Genomic DNA, 15556 nt, shown 5'->3' with positions numbered 1-15556 from the left:
GTCAGGCAGACTTGCCGTCGGGCGATTTACGTCTTGAAACCAAACGGCCAGATCGCTGTCGCACGATCTCTGTCCATTTTTTATCATAGGAGGCTTCATGCCTTGGAAGCTCGCATCATTCGGCACTTTGTTGGCAGCACTCGCGTTGGCGGGTTGCAGCACCCCGGGTGCCTCTGAGCCAGGCAAAGACGTCGCCGTTGCTGACGCAGGCCATAGCCGTTGTGAGTCGAAGGCTGCCGAATTCGCCATCGGCCAGAAAGCTTCGCCTCAACTGCTGGATCAGGCGCGTACCCGTGCCGGCGCGCAGAACGCGCGGATCCTCAAGCCTAACGACATGATCACGCTGGAATACCGCTCCGACCGCTTGAACCTGAACACCGACGACAACCTGGTGATTACGCGGGTCAACTGCGGCTGACAGCGTCCCGGCTTTTGCAGCGCCCATAAAAAACCCCGTCACATGGACGGGGTTTTTTTTAGCTCAGCGGAGAATTACTCGCCGCGAACCTGTGCAGCTTGCATACCCTTTTGGCCTTTCTCAGCCACGAAGGAAACGGTTTGGCCTTCTTTCAGGCTTTTGAAACCGTCGCTTTCGATAGCTTTGAAGTGTACGAACAGGTCGTCACCGCCACCTTGAGGAGTGATGAAGCCGAAGCCTTTTTCATCGTTGAACCATTTAACGGTGCCGGTTTGGCGATTAGACATGGTGTATCTCCAAGAAACATATATTTTCAGTAGTGCTGTGCTGCTCAGGCCAACTGGGCACACTTGGCTATCATAGTCGAAATGTTCGACTTGGGAGCCCCCCCAAGGCATTGTTTGCTACTCAATGGCGTTGCGTTTAGTGCCTTGTTCGGCTGAAAGCCCCGATCTACGGGGCTTTGGCGCGAAATATCAGCTGTTAAAAAAAGCCGTAAAAGCTGCGTAATTTGTGAGAAATGGCAGTTTTCAGGCTTTTTTTTCCGCTAAAAGGCTGCCTGATCAGTGGTCGGTCTTACTTTTTCTTCACGACTTTGCAGGACGAAATAGCCGTAACCGCTTTGTTTTTAAGCTCCTGCTTGGCGTTCTGGTTGGTCATGAGCTCCTTGATTTCAGCGGTGCTCAATTCCGCGTTGATCTTGTCGGCGCCGCATTCGCAATGGTCTTTGGCGGTTTTGGCGTCAACGCTCTGCTGAGCGGCTGAGGTGCAGTCTTTGACGAAGTTGTCCCGGTCGCCGGCCGAAGGCCAGTTCGATGGGGCTGCAGCCTGTGCGCCGAAGGAGAGGAAGGCCAGCGATGCAGCAAGCGCGAAGGTCGAGGAAAAACGCATAGTTAAAGGCTCCTAAAGTCGTGAGGACGAACGGCGATTCTCGGTGCGTTTGAGGCCTGTCGTACAGCTCAAGTTCACTTTTGCCGCTATAAACGCTGGAATTTGTATTTCCTAAGGCCGTGTCGGCGCGACGACCGTTCATCTGTGCTAGCATCCGCAACCTGGCTGTTTACAGGCGTGCCAATAGCCGCCTTGCCATGTTCTTTTTAGTTCACTCCAGTCACTCTGGTTCGATTATCGGTTGGCCGAAAGGCTCCTGCCGCTGTAAGGCAGGCGTTCATCACTGAACGGCCTGGTGTTGGATCTTGTACTGGCTCATCCCAACCCACGTGACCTTTGGTAGGGGTCACCACTAGGAGAGGAGGCGCCATGCCAACTATTACTCTTCCCGATGGCAGTCAACGTTCATTCGATCATTCGGTTTCCGTAGCCGAGGTCGCCGCATCCATTGGTGCCGGCCTGGCCAAGGCCACTGTGGCCGGCAAGGTCGACGGCAAGCTGGTTGACGCCAGCGACCTGATCACCGCCGATGCCAGCCTGCAAATCATCACGCCTAAGGATCAAGAGGGGCTGGAGATCATTCGCCACTCTTGTGCGCACCTGATTGGCCACGCGGTCAAGCAGCTGTACCCGACCGCGAAGATGGTCATCGGCCCGGTCATTGACGAAGGCTTCTATTACGATATCGCCTACGAGCGTCCATTCACTCCGGACGACCTGGCTGCTATCGAGGCGCGCATGCACGCGCTGATCGAAAAAGATTACGACGTCATCAAGAAAGTCACGCCGCGCGCCGAAGTGATCGACGTATTTACTGCTCGTGGTGAAGACTACAAGCTGCGTCTGGTGGAAGACATGCCGGACGAACAGGCCATGGGCCTGTATTACCACGAAGAATACGTCGACATGTGCCGTGGTCCGCACGTGCCGAACACGCGCTTCCTCAAGTCGTTCAAGCTGACCAAGCTGTCCGGTGCCTACTGGCGCGGTGATGCGAAGAACGAGCAGTTGCAGCGGATCTATGGCACTGCCTGGGCTGACAAGAAGCAGCTGGCAGCCTACATCCAGCGCATCGAAGAAGCCGAAAAACGCGACCACCGCAAGATCGGCAAGCGCCTGAACCTGTTCCACCTCCAGGAAGAAGCGCCGGGCATGGTGTTCTGGCACCCGAACGGCTGGACCCTGTATCAGGTGCTCGAGCAGTACATGCGCAAGGTTCAGCGCGATAACGGCTACCTGGAAATCAAGACTCCGCAGGTCGTTGATCGCGGCCTGTGGGAGAAATCCGGGCACTGGGCCAACTACGCTGACAACATGTTCACCACCCAGTCGGAAAACCGCGACTACGCCATCAAGCCGATGAACTGCCCGTGCCACGTGCAGGTGTTTAACCAAGGCCTGAAGAGCTACCGCGAGTTGCCGATGCGTCTGGCCGAATTCGGTGCCTGCCACCGTAATGAGCCGTCGGGTGCGCTGCACGGCATCATGCGCGTGCGTGGCTTCACTCAGGATGATGCCCACATCTTCTGCACCGAAGAGCAGATGCAGTCTGAATCCGCGGCGTTCATCAAGCTGACCATGGATGTTTATCGCGATTTCGGCTTCACCGAAGTCGAAATGAAGCTGTCCACTCGTCCGGAAAAACGCGTCGGGTCCGACGAGCTGTGGGATCGCGCCGAAGCTGCACTGGCCGCCGCGCTAGACAATGCGGGCCTTGCGTACGATTTGCAGCCGGGTGAGGGCGCCTTCTACGGTCCGAAAATCGAGTTCTCGCTGAAAGATTGTCTTGGTCGTGTGTGGCAATGTGGTACTTTGCAGCTCGATTTTAACCTGCCGATCCGTTTGGGGGCTGAATACGTCTCCGAAGACAACAGCCGTAAGCACCCGGTTATGCTGCACCGGGCGATCCTCGGCTCGTTCGAACGGTTTGTCGGGATCCTGATCGAGCACTACGAGGGTGCGTTCCCCGCGTGGCTGGCTCCGACTCAGGCAGTGATCATGAATATCACTGATAAACAGGCCGATTTTGCCGCTGAAGTTGAAAAAACTCTCAACGAAAGCGGATTTCGTGCCAAGTCCGACTTGAGAAATGAAAAGATCGGCTTTAAAATCCGCGAGCATACTTTGCTCAAGGTTCCCTATCTTTTGGTTATCGGAGATCGGGAAGTCGAGATGCAGACTGTCGCTGTGCGTACTCGTGAAGGTGCTGACCTGGGCTCGATGCCCGTCGCCCAGTTCGCTGAGTTCCTCGCGCAAGCGGTTTCCCGGCGTGGTCGCCCAGATTCGGAGTAATTATTATTAAGCGTGAACCGAGACAAGATAAACGAGCTGCACCGAAAGCGCCGATCAATGAGAATATCTCGGCACGCGAGGTTCGGTTAATTGGCGCTGATGGCGAGCAGATTGGCATCGTCTCTATTGATGAAGCGCTTCGTATTGCTGAAGAGTCCAAATTGGACCTGGTGGAAATTTCCGCCGACGCAATCCCACCTGTTTGTCGGGTGATGGACTACGGCAAATCGATCTTCGAGAAGAAGAAGCAGGTTGCCGCAGCGAAGAAGAACCAGAAGCAGATTCAAGTAAAAGAAATCAAGTTTCGTCCAGGGACGGAGGAAGGGGATTACCAGGTAAAACTGCGCAACCTGGTACGTTTCCTGAGTGATGGGGACAGGGCCAAGGTATCCTTGCGATTCCGCGGCCGTGAGATGGCCCACCAGGAGCTGGGGATGGAACTCCTCAAGCGGGTTGAAGCTGACCTGTTGGAGTACGGTTCTGTCGAGCAGCATCCTAAGATGGAAGGACGCCAGCTGATTATGGTCATCGCCCCGAAAAAGAAGAAGTAATCAACAGGGCACGGCAGGCCTTCTGATTATGTTTATCAACTGAATGCGGAGTATCCGAACATGCCAAAAATGAAAACTAAAAGTGGTGCTGCTAAGCGGTTTCTGAAAACTGCTAACGGTATCAAGCACAAGCACGCTTTCAAGAGCCACATCCTGACTAAAATGTCGACCAAGCGTAAGCGTCAACTGCGCGGTAGCAGCTTGCTGGCACCGTGTGACGTGGCAAAAGTCGAGCGCATGCTGCGCCTTCGTTAATTTAGTCAAGAATAGAGGAAGTAACTCATGGCTCGTGTAAAGCGTGGCGTCATTGCCCGTAAGCGTCACAAAAAAATTCTGAAACTTGCTAAAGGCTACTACGGCGCGCGTTCGCGCGTATTCCGTGTTGCCAAGCAAGCGGTAATCAAGGCAGGCCAATACGCCTACCGTGACCGTCGTCAGAAAAAACGTCAGTTCCGCGCTTTGTGGATCGCTCGTATCAATGCTGGTGCACGTGTTAACGGTCTGTCCTACAGCCGTTTCATCGCTGGCCTGAAAAAAGCGTCCATCGAAATCGACCGTAAGGTTCTGGCTGAACTGGCCGTGAACGATAAAGCGGTGTTTGCTGCGATTGTCGAGAAAGCTAAAGCCACTTTGGCTTAAGTACCCCCGACAGTCACCCTGGGTTGCTCCTGCAGCCCAAGGTGGTAAACGTCATAAATAGGGGAAGAGCCTTCAAGCTCTTCCCCTATTTTGTATCTGGAGTCTGTACATGGAAAACCTGGACGCGCTCGTCGCTCAAGCTCTTGAGGCTGTGCAAAGCGCTGAAGATATCAATGCCCTGGAGCAAATCCGGGTTCACTACCTTGGCAAAAAGGGTGAATTGACTCAGGTGATGAAGACCCTGGGGAATTTGCCGGCTGAAGAGCGTCCGCAAGTCGGTGCGCTGATCAACGTCGCCAAGGAGCGTGTCACAGAGGTTCTCAATGCGCGCAAGGCGTCGCTCGAGGAGGCCGATCTTGCGGCCAAGCTCGCCGCCGAGTCCATTGACGTAACCTTGCCTGGCCGTGGCCAGGCCTCGGGCGGTCTGCATCCGATCACCCGGACTCTGGAACGTATCGAGCAGTTCTTCACCCATATCGGCTACGGCATTGCCGAAGGCCCTGAGGTCGAAGACGACTATCACAACTTCGAGGCGCTCAACATCCCAGGCCATCACCCGGCCCGGTCGATGCACGACACCTTCTATTTCAACGCGAACATGCTGTTGCGCACCCATACCTCGCCGGTACAGGTCCGCACCATGGAAGCGAACAAGCCGCCGATCCGCATCGTCTGCCCCGGCCGTGTGTACCGTAGCGACTCGGATATCACCCACTCGCCGATGTTCCATCAGGTCGAAGGCCTGCTGGTTGATCGCGACATCAATTTCGCCGACCTCAAAGGCACCATCGAAGAATTCCTGCGGGTGTTCTTCGAGAAGGAGCTGGCGGTGCGTTTCCGTCCTTCGTTCTTCCCGTTCACCGAGCCATCCGCCGAAGTTGATATGGAGTGCGTGATGTGCAGCGGTAAAGGCTGCCGCGTCTGCAAACAGACGGGCTGGCTGGAAGTGATGGGCTGCGGCATGGTGCACCCCAACGTGCTGCGCATGTCCGGGATCGACCCGGAAGAGTTCTCGGGCTTTGCCTTCGGCATGGGCGTTGAGCGTCTGGCCATGCTGCGTTACGGCGTGAACGACTTACGTCTGTTCTTCGACAACGACTTGCGGTTCCTCGCGCAATTTCGCTAGTCGTAACGAATCTTTAGGAGAGCAGGATGAAATTCAGTGAACAATGGCTGCGTGGCTGGGTAAGCCCGCAGGTAGATCGCGACGAGCTGGTTGCTCGTCTGTCGATGGCCGGCCTTGAGGTCGATAGCGTAACGCCGGCCGCCGGTGTTTTCAGCGGCGTGGTCGTGGGCGAGGTGCTGAGCACCGAGCAGCACCCTGATGCTGATAAATTGCGCGTGTGTCAGGTCAGCAATGGCTCCGAAACCTTCCAGGTCGTATGCGGAGCGCCAAACGTGCGCCCGGGCCTGAAGATTCCGTTTGCCATGATCGGCGCCGAACTGCCAGGCGACTTCAAGATCAAGAAAGCCAAGCTGCGTGGCGTTGAGTCCAACGGCATGCTCTGCTCCCAGGCTGAACTGCAAGTGGGCGAGGGCAACGACGGCCTGATGGAACTGCCGGCCGACGCGCCAACAGGCCAGGACATTCGTGTTTACCTGGAGCTGGAAGACGCCAGCATCGAGGTTGATCTGACCCCGAACCGCGGCGATTGCCTGTCCCTCGCTGGCCTGGCCCGCGAAGTAGGCGCGCTGTACAACGCGCCAGTCACTCGTCCCGTGGTTGCCGCAGTAGCTGCCGTGCACGAGGAAGTACGCCCGATCGAAGTGCTGGCGCCAAACGCTTGCCCACGCTACCTCGGCCGCGTGATCCGTAACGTCGACCTTTCCAGGCCAACCCCGCTGTGGATGGTTGAGCGCCTGCGTCGCGCCGATGTGCGCAGCATCGACGCTGCCGTCGACATCACCAACTACGTGATGCTGGAGCTGGGTCAACCGTTGCACGCTTTCGATCTCGCCGAAATCAATGGCGGCATCCGCGTACGCATGGCCGAAGAAGGCGAGAAGCTGGTATTGCTCGACGGCCAGGGAGTCAGCCTGCGCGCTGATACCCTGGTCATCGCCGACCATTCCCGCGCCCTGGCGATTGCCGGCGTGATGGGTGGCGAGCACAGCGGTGTGTCCGCGACCACTCGCGATATTTTCCTCGAAAGCGCGTTCTTTGATCAGATCGCCATCGCCGGCAAGGCCCGCTCCTACGGCCTGCACACCGATGCCTCGCATCGCTACGAGCGTGGCGTGGACTGGAAGCTGGCCCGTGAAGCCATGGAGCGCGCCACTGGCCTGCTGCTGGAAATCACGGGTGGCGAAGCTGGCCCGATCACCGAAACCGTCAACGAACAGTACCTGCCGTCCGTTGCACCTATTACGCTGCGCGCCAAAAGCGTCGAGCAAATGCTTGGCCTGGTGATCGAGCCTGCTCAGATCGAGCAATTGCTGTCGGCGCTTGGCCTTGGCATTTCCGCTGGCGAGGAAGGGCAGTGGCACGTTGACGTGCCAAGCCATCGCTTCGATATCAGCCTGGAAGTTGATCTGATCGAAGAGCTGGCCCGTCTGTATGGCTATAACCGTCTGCCGGTACGCTACCCGCAAGCGCGCCTGGCACCGCAACCCAAGGCCGAAGCGCGTGCGCACCTGCCAGAGTTGCGTCGTCTGCTGGTTGCCCGAGGCTATCAGGAAGCAGTGACGTACAGCTTCATTGATCCGAAGCAGTTCGAGCTATTCAACCCAGGCGTTGAGCCGTTGCTGTTGGCTAACCCGATCTCCAACGACATGGCCGCCATGCGCTCGTCGCTGTGGCCAGGTTTGGTCAAGGCGCTTTCCCACAACCTGAACCGTCAGCAAGATCGCGTACGCATGTTCGAAAGCGGCCTGCGTTTCGTCGGCCAACTCGACGGCCTGAAGCAAGAGCCGATGCTGGCCGGTGTGGTTTGCGGTAGCCGTCTGCCGGAAGGCTGGGCGCAGGGCCGTGACGCCGTGGACTTCTTCGACGTTAAAGCTGACGTGGAAGCGGTATTGGGCTTTGCCGGCGCACTGAACGACTTCACGTTTGTGCCAGGCAGCCATCCAGCGTTGCACCCGGGCCAGACTGCGCGTATCGAGCGCGAAGGGCGCTTGGTGGGCTTCGTCGGTGCCATTCACCCCGAGCTGTCGAAAACCCTCGGTCTCGACCGTCCTGTGTTCGTTTTTGAGCTGGTGCTGGCCGAAGTGGCGTCGGGCAAAATGCCTAAATTCAGCGAGTTGTCGCGCTTCCCTGAAGTGCGTCGTGACCTGGCCCTGATCGCCGACCGTGACGTGGCAGCCACTGCTGTTCTGGATGTAATCCGTGAAAATGCAGGGGAATGGCTGACAGACCTCAGGCTATTTGACGTCTATCAGGGTAAAGGCATTGATCCGCATAGAAAAAGCCTTGCAGTTGGCTTGACCTGGCAGCATCCATCGCGCACTCTTAATGACGATGAGGTGAATACCACGACACAAAATATCCTCACCTCGCTCGAACAAAGGTTGAACGCCACGTTAAGGAAGTGACGTATGGGGGCTTTGACGAAAGCTGAGATGGCGGAACGTCTGTACGAAGAGTTGGGTCTGAACAAGCGCGAGGCCAAGGAATTGGTCGAGCTGTTTTTTGAAGAAATCAGGCACGCTCTGGAAGACAACGAACAGGTCAAATTGTCCGGTTTCGGCAATTTTGACCTGCGGGACAAACGCCAGCGGCCTGGCCGCAATCCAAAAACGGGAGAAGAAATCCCGATCACGGCTCGCCGTGTGGTCACCTTTCGTCCAGGGCAGAAGTTGAAGGCCCGAGTTGAGGCTTATGCTGGAACCAAGTCATAACGACGAGCTACCCGTCATCCCAGGCAAACGCTACTTCACCATTGGTGAAGTCAGCGAGCTCTGTGCGGTCAAACCGCACGTGTTGCGCTATTGGGAGCAGGAGTTTCCTCAACTCAACCCCGTCAAACGCACCGGGAACCGTCGGTATTATCAGCGCCAGGATGTGCTGATGATCCGGCAGATCCGTGCGTTGCTGTACGATCAGGGGTTCACCATCAGCGGCGCGCGCCAGCGTATGTCCGGTGATGAAGCCAAAGACGACACCACCCAATACAAGCAATTGATCCGCCAAATGATCTCCGAACTCGAAGATGTGCTGGTGGTTTTGAAGAAATAACTCAGGCTTTTAAAATACTTCCACATTTCAAAAGCTTGCGGTATATTCCTGATCGCTTCATTGCGAAGCGAACCCAGTAACACGCCTAGTCGGGGCGTAGCGCAGTCCGGTAGCGCACTAGCATGGGGTGCTAGGGGTCGAGTGTTCGAATCACTCCGTCCCGACCATATTCTTCTTTGAAAAAGCCCAATCTGAAAAGGTTGGGCTTTTTCATGCGTCACACTTTCAGGTGGCTTCAGCCAGCCGTGCGTTCGCGCTGCTTGAGGTAGTCCACAAACAGGGTGATATCCGGGCTGCAGAGCAAATGCGCGATCGCGCAGACTTCGGTTTCCGGCCATTCCCACCAGGCGGATTGCTCAAGGATCAGGCGCGTGGGTTCGTCAAAGCGCCAGCGGATATGTTTGGCGGGGTTGCCGCCCACAATGGCGTAAGGCGCTACATCCTTGGTGACGATCGAGCCGGCGGCAACGACCGCGCCATTGCCGATGGTCACGCCTGACAGAATCTTCGCATGCGAGCTGATCCAGCAGTCATTGCCGATGGTGACGTCACCTTTGCTACCGCCGAAGTCAGTAATGTGGGCGAGGCTTTTAACCTTGGCCGGGAACGGGTAGCAGCTGAGCCAGTCAGTACGATGGTGGCCACCCAAATACACTTCGACATTGCCGGCAATGGAGGTGTAGGCGCCTACACGCAGGGTCGTGCCCTCATGCCAGTCATGAACCTTCAAGTCTCCGTACGTGCCGATGCCAAAACTGTAATCGGGGTAACGGTTGCGCAGTTTTTGCGTAGAGCGCTCCAGCGGGGAGAGCGCGCGTAATGCCTTGCGCGCTTGATGTTCGCGCCATTTACGCAATAGCTTCATGGGGTGAGCCTTCTTGCAGAGATTGAAATCAGGCGACATCGTGATGAATGGGTGCCGTCTATGCAAGACGAAGGTAGAGCGGTTTATTTATTGTCTGAAAATAGTCGTCGAAGCCTGTCCCTTTTTTTCACCTCGCCTGTCATTCCAGGCAAGTGAATAAAATCGAGAGCTTCCCCTAATGCCCGCAGTCTCACCCTTGCGCTTGCGCCCGTTGCTGAACCTGAGCCTGATGCTGAGCCTCAGTGCCAGCCCGCTATTCGTCCCGCTCAGCTATGCCGAAGACAGCACAGAGCGCCGCAGCTACGAAGTGCCGGCCGGCAGTCTGAGCGCCGCATTGACCCGCTTTGCCGGGCTCGCTGGCGTCAACCTGTCCGTGGACCCGGCGCTGGTCAGCGGTCACAACAGCAGTGGCTTGTCCGGCGAGTACGCGGTGGAGGAGGGGTTTGCTCGCTTGTTGCAGGGCTCCGGCCTGCAGCTGCAACCGATGGGCGAGCAGGCGTACAGGTTGGTGTCGGTGCCGGAGGGTGGCAGCCTGCAACTGGCGCCCACGTCTATCCTCGGCATCACCGGGCAGGCCGATGGGGATACCTATGCCGGTGGCCAAGTGGCGCGCCGTGGTTCGCAAGGCCTGCTCGGCTCGCGCGACTTTATGGAAACGCCGTTCAGCATGACCACCTACACCGCTGATGCGGTGAAGAACCAGCAGGCGCGCACACTGGGAGACCTGGTTGCCAGCGATCCGTCGGTGCGCGCCACCAACCCGGCGGGTGGGCGCTATGAGCAATTCACGATTCGCGGGTTCAGCCTGTTCAACAGTGATGTGGCCTACAACGGCCTCTATGGCGTGCTGCCGACCTACACCATCGACATGGAAATGGCCGAGCGGGTCGACATCCTTAAAGGCCCGAGCCAGTTGATCAACGGTATCTCGCCACGCGGTAGCGTCGGCGGCGGGATCAACGTGGTGCCCAAGCGCGCCACCGACAAGGACATCACCTCGTTGACCGGCACGTGGGCATCCGGCAGCCAGGCCGGTGGCGCGGTGGATGTGGGACGGCGCTTTGGTGAGGACAACAAATTTGGCATCCGTTTCAACGGCGTGAAGCAGTCCGGCGATACCGAATGGGATCACCAGAGTGTCGACCGTGAAATGGCCGTGTTGGGCCTGGATTTTCGCGGCGAGCGTTTGCGCCTTTCCACGGATATAGGCCACACCGAGCGCGACACCGACGCGCCGCAAGAACGTGTACAAGTCGGCGCCAATGCCAGGGTGCCGAGCGCCAACGATGTGCGCCATAACTACGCACAGCCCTGGAGTAAAGCCCGCACCGATGACACCTTCGGCACTGTTAACGGCGAGTTCGACCTCAGTGACAACGTGATGCTCTATGGCGGTGTGGGCGCGCGTAAAAGCAACCACGACTTCTTGCGTCACGCGGTTTCCGTCACCAACAACGCCGGGGATTTCAGCGTATTGCCACGGGATTTCACCCGCGATGAAAACGTGCGCACCGCCACAGCCGGGGTGCGCAGTTGGGTGCATACAGGCCCGGTCAGCCATGAGCTCAACCTGGCCGCCAGCTACTTCTACATGGACTTTGAAAACGGTGGTGCGCGGTACGCGGCGGCGCCGAGCAATCTCTATGATCCCGTACAAACCCCGTCGCCTTCGCGGCCTACGCGTTTCGACTCCAGGGTCTACACCGAGAACCGCTTCAGCGGCGTGGCGCTGTCCGACACCTTGGGTTTTTTCGAGGATCGTTTATTGCTCACCCTCGGCGCGCGCTGGCAGCGGGTGAAGGTCGATGACTGGACCGACAACGTCAAGGGCGACACGGCGTATGACGAGGAAAAAGTCTCGCCATCGGGCGGCATCCTCTTCAAAGCCACCGACAAACTGTCGCTATATGCCAACTACATGGAAGGCTTGAGCCAGGGCAAAATCGCGCCTTCGACCTCGATCAACGAAGATGAAATCTTCCCGCCATTTATCAGCCGCCAGGTTGAAGTAGGCGCCAAATACGACGCCGGTGCCTTTGCCGTGACCGCTGCCGTGTTTCGTATCAAGCAGCCCGCCTACGAAACCAACGCGACCACACGGGTTTTCGGCCCCAACGGCAAACGCCAGAACGACGGCGTGGAGCTGAGCGTATTCGGCGAGCCGCTCAAAGGCTTTCGTCTGCTCGGCGGCGTGATGTATATCGACAGCGAACTGACGAACACCACCCACGGCACCTTTGACGGCAATCGCGCACCGGCCACGCCCAAATACAACGTCAACCTGGGCGCAGAATGGGATGTGCCGACGCTTGAGGGCCTGACCCTGACCAGCCGGGGCCTCTATTCCAGCTCACAGTACCTCGACACGTCCAACGTCAAGCAAATCGATGCGTGGACCCGCCTCGACCTGGGCGCGCGATACGCTTTCAAGGTCGACGACAAGCACATCACCTTACGAGCGAATGTCGAGAACGTCGCCGATAAACGCTACTGGAGCTCTGCCGGGGCGTCTGACGACAGCGAACCGGGTTTGACGCTGTCGACGCCGCGTACCTACTTGCTCTCGGCCACGGTGGACTTCTAAGCACAGGGGCAATATGGGGAAGGCCAATGTGGGAGCTGGTTTGCCTGCGATACAGGCACCTCGGTCTGTCAGTAAGACCCAGTCGATGCTATCGCAGGCAAGCCAGCTCCCACACAAGCCAGCTCCCACATAGCCCAGGGCACACCCCAGACTCGCAACGTTAATAAGAATGTTTTTTGATTGCATCGCCGTGATATGGAATAGTACCCGCCGTTTTCCCAGGCCTCTCCCGCCTGGGTGTGTTAACGCCGAGGTCTTTGTCATGCGAATGCTGCGCTCCATCCCGACCCTTGCCGCCTGCCTCCTGGCATTCTCCTGCAGCGTATTGAACGCGGCCCCCATCGACCTCAATGACGGCCAGCATGCGGTGCACCTGCCGGATGCGCCCAAGCGCGTGGTGGTGCTGGAGTTTTCTTTTCTCGACAGCCTGGCTGCCGTTGACGTCACGCCAGTCGGGGCCGCCGACGATGGCGATGCCAACCGTGTATTGCCGCGTGTGCGCCAGGCCATCGGCCAATGGAAGTCAGTGGGCCTGCGTTCGCAACCCAGTATCGAGGAAATCGCCCGGCTCAAGCCGGACCTGATCGTCGCTGACCTCAATCGCCACCAGGCGCTCTACAGCGACTTGGCGAGCATCGCGCCAACCTTGCTCCTGCCATCACGCGGTGAGGATTACCAGGGCAGCCTGAAATCCGCCGAACTGATCGGCAAGGCCTTGGGCAAAAGCCCGCAGATGCAGGCGCGTATCGCGCAGAATCGTGAGCACCTGAAGGCGATTGCGCAGCAGATTCCCGCCGGTGCCAGCGTGCTCTTCGGCGTTGCACGTGAGGACAGCTTTTCCGTGCACGGCCCGGACTCCTACGCCGGCAGTGTGCTGGAGGCCATCGGCTTGAAAGTGCCGTCGGTACGCGCCAAGGCTGCGCCAACCGAGTTTGTCAGCCTGGAACAATTGCTCGCCCTGGACCCGGGTTGGTTGTTGGTGGGGCACTACCGTCGCCCCAGTATCGTCGATACCTGGAGCAAGCAGCCGCTGTGGCAAGTGCTCGGTGCGGTACGCAATCACCACGTGGCGCAAGTCGATGGCGACAGCTGGGCGCGTAATCGTGGCGTATTGGCCTCGGAGCAGATCGCAGAAGACGCCCTCGCCATTCTTAAAGGCGGCCATGCCGTATTGAGCCAATAACCGTGCAGCGCAGTTTCGCGGCGACAAGCATTGTGCTGCTGGGGGCCGTGTTGTTCTGGTTCTCGCTGTACAGCTGGTCGCCGTTTGTGATCTCCCCGACGGACGCATGGAATGGGCTGGTTCACCAAGGCCACGAAGGCGGCAATATGGCCTACATCGTCGCCCAGTTGCGGGTGCCGCGAGCCGTGTGCGCGGCGTTGGTCGGTGCCTGCCTGGGGCTGGCCGGTGCGCTGATGCAGGGCATCACCCGTAACCGTTTGGCGTCGCCTTCGCTGTTTGGCGTGACGGCGGGCGCAGCGTTGGGGCTGGCGTTGTTCTCGACCGGATTGGTTGCACCGCCGTTTGCCGGTGGTGCGTTGTTGATGACGTGCCTGGGCGGCGCGCTGGCGTGGATAACGGTATTCAGCCTGGGCGGCGCCTGGTCGCCAACCACCGCGCAAGGTCGGCTGGTATTGGCCGGTGTGGCCGTGGCGGCGCTGTGCGCGGCATTGACTCGGCTCACCGTGATTCTGGTCGAGGCGCAGGCGCAAAGCGTGTTGAACTGGCTGGCCGGTTCGCTGGCGAACGTCGGGGCGGCCCAGGTGCAATTGCTCTGGCCGTGCACGTTGATCGGCGGCCTGTGGGCGCTGTGGTGCGCCCCGCGCTTGAATCTGATCAACCTCGGCGAAGACGCTGCGCGCTCGTTGGGCGTGGGTATCGCCAGCCTGCGCTTGCAGGTGTTTCTGGCCAGTTTGTTACTGGTGGGCGCCAGCGTCTGCGCGGTCGGCCCCATCGGGTTTGTCGGGCTGATCGCGCCGAATATCATTCGGCAATTTCTCGGTAACGACTACCGCTGGCTGATTCCGTTGAGTGCGGCATTGGGCGCGGTGATCGTGCTCGGCGCCGACCTGCTCAGTCGCGCCGTGGCCTTTCCGGTGGAAACCCCGGCGGGCGTGGTGACCGCGCTGATCGGCGCGCCGTTCTTTTTGTTCCTTGCCAGGCGCGCCCTATGACCCGGCCACGATTGCGCTTATGGCTGCTGCTGGGCCTGTTGCTGGTGACGCTGTTGGTGAGCCTCAGCGCCGGTACGGTGTGGCTCAAGCCCGCAACCGTGCTGGATCGCCTGCTGGCTCACGACGCCCTCGATTTTGAAGTGTGGAACCACCGCCTGCCGCGCAGCGTGATCGCCATGCTTGCCGGGTGTGCGTTCGGTCTGGCGGGGGCGATTGTGCAGGGGGTGATTCGCAACCCGCTGGCCTCGCCGGAAATTCTCGGCGTAACGCAGGGTGCAGGGCTGGCGCTGACGGTGGCGATCATCAGCTGGCCGCAACTGCCGATTGCCTGGCTGCCGCTGGTAGCCTGCCTGGGCGGGGCGGGCGGCGCCTTGCTGCTGGCGTTGTACAACACCGGCGTGAGTTTTTCCGGGGTGCGTTTTGCGCTCTCGGGCGTGGCGATTGCGGTGACCTTGTCCAGCGTCACCGAGTTTTTAATCCTGTCCCACCCGCTGGATATCAATACCGCGTTGCTCGCACTGACCGGCAGCCTGTGGAGCCGCAATTGGCACCACGTGGTGTTGGTGCTGCCGTTTCTGCTGCTGATCCCGCTGGGCCTGTGCCTGGCCAAACCGCTGAACCTGATCGCCCTCGGCGACGAAGCCGCCCACAGCCTGGGCACCGCCCTTGGCCGCACGCGCTGGCTGGCGATGGCCTGCGCGGTGGTGCTCACCAGCCTGGGTGTCGGCGTGATCGGGCCGATTGGCTTTATCGGTTTGGTCGCGCCGCATATGGCGCGGCGGCTGGTGGGCGGGCATCACCACTATTTGCTGCCCGCCGCGATGCTGATTGGCGCGCTGCTGCTGGTGCTGGCCGACACCCTCGGGCGTACGTTGATCGCACCCAGCGAAATCCCGGCGGGCATTCTCACGGCGGTGATTGGTGCGCCGTATTTTCTTTGGTTGCTGGCACGGTTCAAGGGCTGATG

16 protein-coding genes and 1 tRNA gene are annotated in these 15556 nt (G+C 58.9%); 14 read left to right on the top strand and 3 right to left on the bottom strand.

Annotated elements, in window-relative coordinates; genetic code table 11:
- Positions 1-97: 97 nt before the first annotated feature.
- Complete coding sequence (locus ACDZ94_RS22140) at positions 98-418, top strand: I78 family peptidase inhibitor (protein ID WP_064453219.1); 321 nt, start codon at positions 98-100, stop codon at positions 416-418.
- 74 nt (positions 419-492) lie between these two features.
- Here ACDZ94_RS22140 and ACDZ94_RS22135 read toward each other — a convergent pair whose 3' ends face one another.
- A complete protein-coding gene (locus ACDZ94_RS22135; RefSeq protein ID WP_003234260.1) occupies positions 493-705 on the bottom strand; it encodes a cold-shock protein in 213 nt (70 codons plus the stop codon).
- A 289-nt stretch (positions 706-994) separates the two neighbouring features.
- Positions 995-1309 (bottom strand): hypothetical protein, encoded by a 315-nt coding sequence (locus tag ACDZ94_RS22130; RefSeq protein ID WP_064453218.1) that lies wholly within the window; start codon positions 1307-1309, stop codon positions 995-997.
- 369 nt (positions 1310-1678) lie between these two features.
- On the opposite strand from ACDZ94_RS22130, the gene thrS reads away from it, so the two are divergent.
- The 9 genes from thrS (at position 1679) to ACDZ94_RS22085 (ending at position 9132) form a co-directional block, all read left to right on the top strand.
- The gene (thrS, locus tag ACDZ94_RS22125; protein ID WP_053257053.1) at positions 1679-3601 is read left to right on the top strand and encodes a threonine--tRNA ligase; all 1923 of its coding nucleotides are present in this window, start codon (positions 1679-1681) and stop codon (positions 3599-3601) included.
- Complete coding sequence (gene infC / locus ACDZ94_RS22120; protein ID WP_064453217.1) at positions 3601-4152, top strand: translation initiation factor IF-3; 552 nt, start codon at positions 3601-3603, stop codon at positions 4150-4152. Before thrS ends, infC begins: the two co-directional genes overlap by 1 nt.
- A 60-nt stretch (positions 4153-4212) precedes the next feature.
- Positions 4213-4407 carry a 50S ribosomal protein L35 gene (gene rpmI / locus ACDZ94_RS22115; protein ID WP_008145659.1) on the top strand — a complete coding sequence of 65 codons (195 nt, stop codon included), beginning with the start codon at positions 4213-4215 and terminating at the stop codon, positions 4405-4407.
- Positions 4408-4434: 27 nt separating this feature from the next.
- Positions 4435-4791, top strand: a complete 357-nt coding sequence (gene rplT, locus ACDZ94_RS22110; RefSeq protein ID WP_053257052.1) for a 50S ribosomal protein L20 — start codon at positions 4435-4437, stop codon at positions 4789-4791.
- Positions 4792-4900: 109 nt separating this feature from the next.
- A complete protein-coding gene (gene pheS / locus ACDZ94_RS22105) occupies positions 4901-5917 on the top strand; it encodes a phenylalanine--tRNA ligase subunit alpha (protein ID WP_034099107.1) in 1017 nt (338 codons plus the stop codon).
- 26 nt (positions 5918-5943) lie between these two features.
- Positions 5944-8322, top strand: a complete 2379-nt coding sequence (gene pheT, locus ACDZ94_RS22100; protein ID WP_221295240.1) for a phenylalanine--tRNA ligase subunit beta — start codon at positions 5944-5946, stop codon at positions 8320-8322.
- Positions 8323-8325: 3 nt separating this feature from the next.
- On the top strand, positions 8326-8628 hold the full coding sequence (gene ihfA / locus ACDZ94_RS22095; RefSeq protein WP_002553164.1) for an integration host factor subunit alpha: 303 nt from the start codon (positions 8326-8328) through the stop codon (positions 8626-8628).
- Positions 8609-8965 carry a MerR family transcriptional regulator gene (locus tag ACDZ94_RS22090; RefSeq protein WP_003174972.1) on the top strand — a complete coding sequence of 119 codons (357 nt, stop codon included), beginning with the start codon at positions 8609-8611 and terminating at the stop codon, positions 8963-8965. The genes ihfA and ACDZ94_RS22090 overlap by 20 nt, the downstream gene beginning before the upstream one ends.
- Before the next feature lie 90 nt (positions 8966-9055).
- Positions 9056-9132 (top strand) — tRNA-Pro (locus ACDZ94_RS22085).
- A 68-nt stretch (positions 9133-9200) separates the two neighbouring features.
- Here ACDZ94_RS22085 and ACDZ94_RS22080 read toward each other — a convergent pair.
- Positions 9201-9830: a CatB-related O-acetyltransferase gene (locus ACDZ94_RS22080; RefSeq protein ID WP_432750837.1), complete on the bottom strand. Its 630-nt coding sequence runs from the start codon at positions 9828-9830 to the stop codon at positions 9201-9203.
- Between the two features lie 178 nt (positions 9831-10008).
- On the opposite strand from ACDZ94_RS22080, the gene ACDZ94_RS22075 reads away from it, so the two are divergent.
- The 4 genes from ACDZ94_RS22075 to ACDZ94_RS22060 all read left to right on the top strand — a co-directional run bounded on the left by ACDZ94_RS22075 (position 10009) and on the right by ACDZ94_RS22060 (position 15554).
- Positions 10009-12414 carry a TonB-dependent siderophore receptor gene (locus tag ACDZ94_RS22075; RefSeq protein WP_432750836.1) on the top strand — a complete coding sequence of 802 codons (2406 nt, stop codon included), beginning with the start codon at positions 10009-10011 and terminating at the stop codon, positions 12412-12414.
- A gap of 268 nt (positions 12415-12682) precedes the next feature.
- A complete protein-coding gene (locus tag ACDZ94_RS22070; protein WP_407016151.1) occupies positions 12683-13597 on the top strand; it encodes a Fe(3+) dicitrate ABC transporter substrate-binding protein FecB in 915 nt (304 codons plus the stop codon).
- A gap of 2 nt (positions 13598-13599) precedes the next feature.
- Positions 13600-14589, top strand: coding sequence for an iron-dicitrate ABC transporter permease FecC (gene fecC / locus ACDZ94_RS22065; protein ID WP_221295209.1), 990 nt, complete (start codon positions 13600-13602; stop codon positions 14587-14589).
- Positions 14586-15554: a FecCD family ABC transporter permease gene (locus tag ACDZ94_RS22060; RefSeq protein ID WP_432750835.1), complete on the top strand. Its 969-nt coding sequence runs from the start codon at positions 14586-14588 to the stop codon at positions 15552-15554. Before fecC ends, ACDZ94_RS22060 begins: the two co-directional genes overlap by 4 nt.
- Positions 15555-15556: the final 2 nt, after the last annotated feature.

The organism is Pseudomonas sp. UBT, from assembly GCF_050915955.1.
In the GTDB taxonomy this organism is placed as follows: Bacteria; Pseudomonadota; Gammaproteobacteria; order Pseudomonadales; family Pseudomonadaceae; genus Aquipseudomonas; species Aquipseudomonas antarctica_A.
This window is presented reverse-complemented; position numbering and strand designations above follow the sequence as displayed.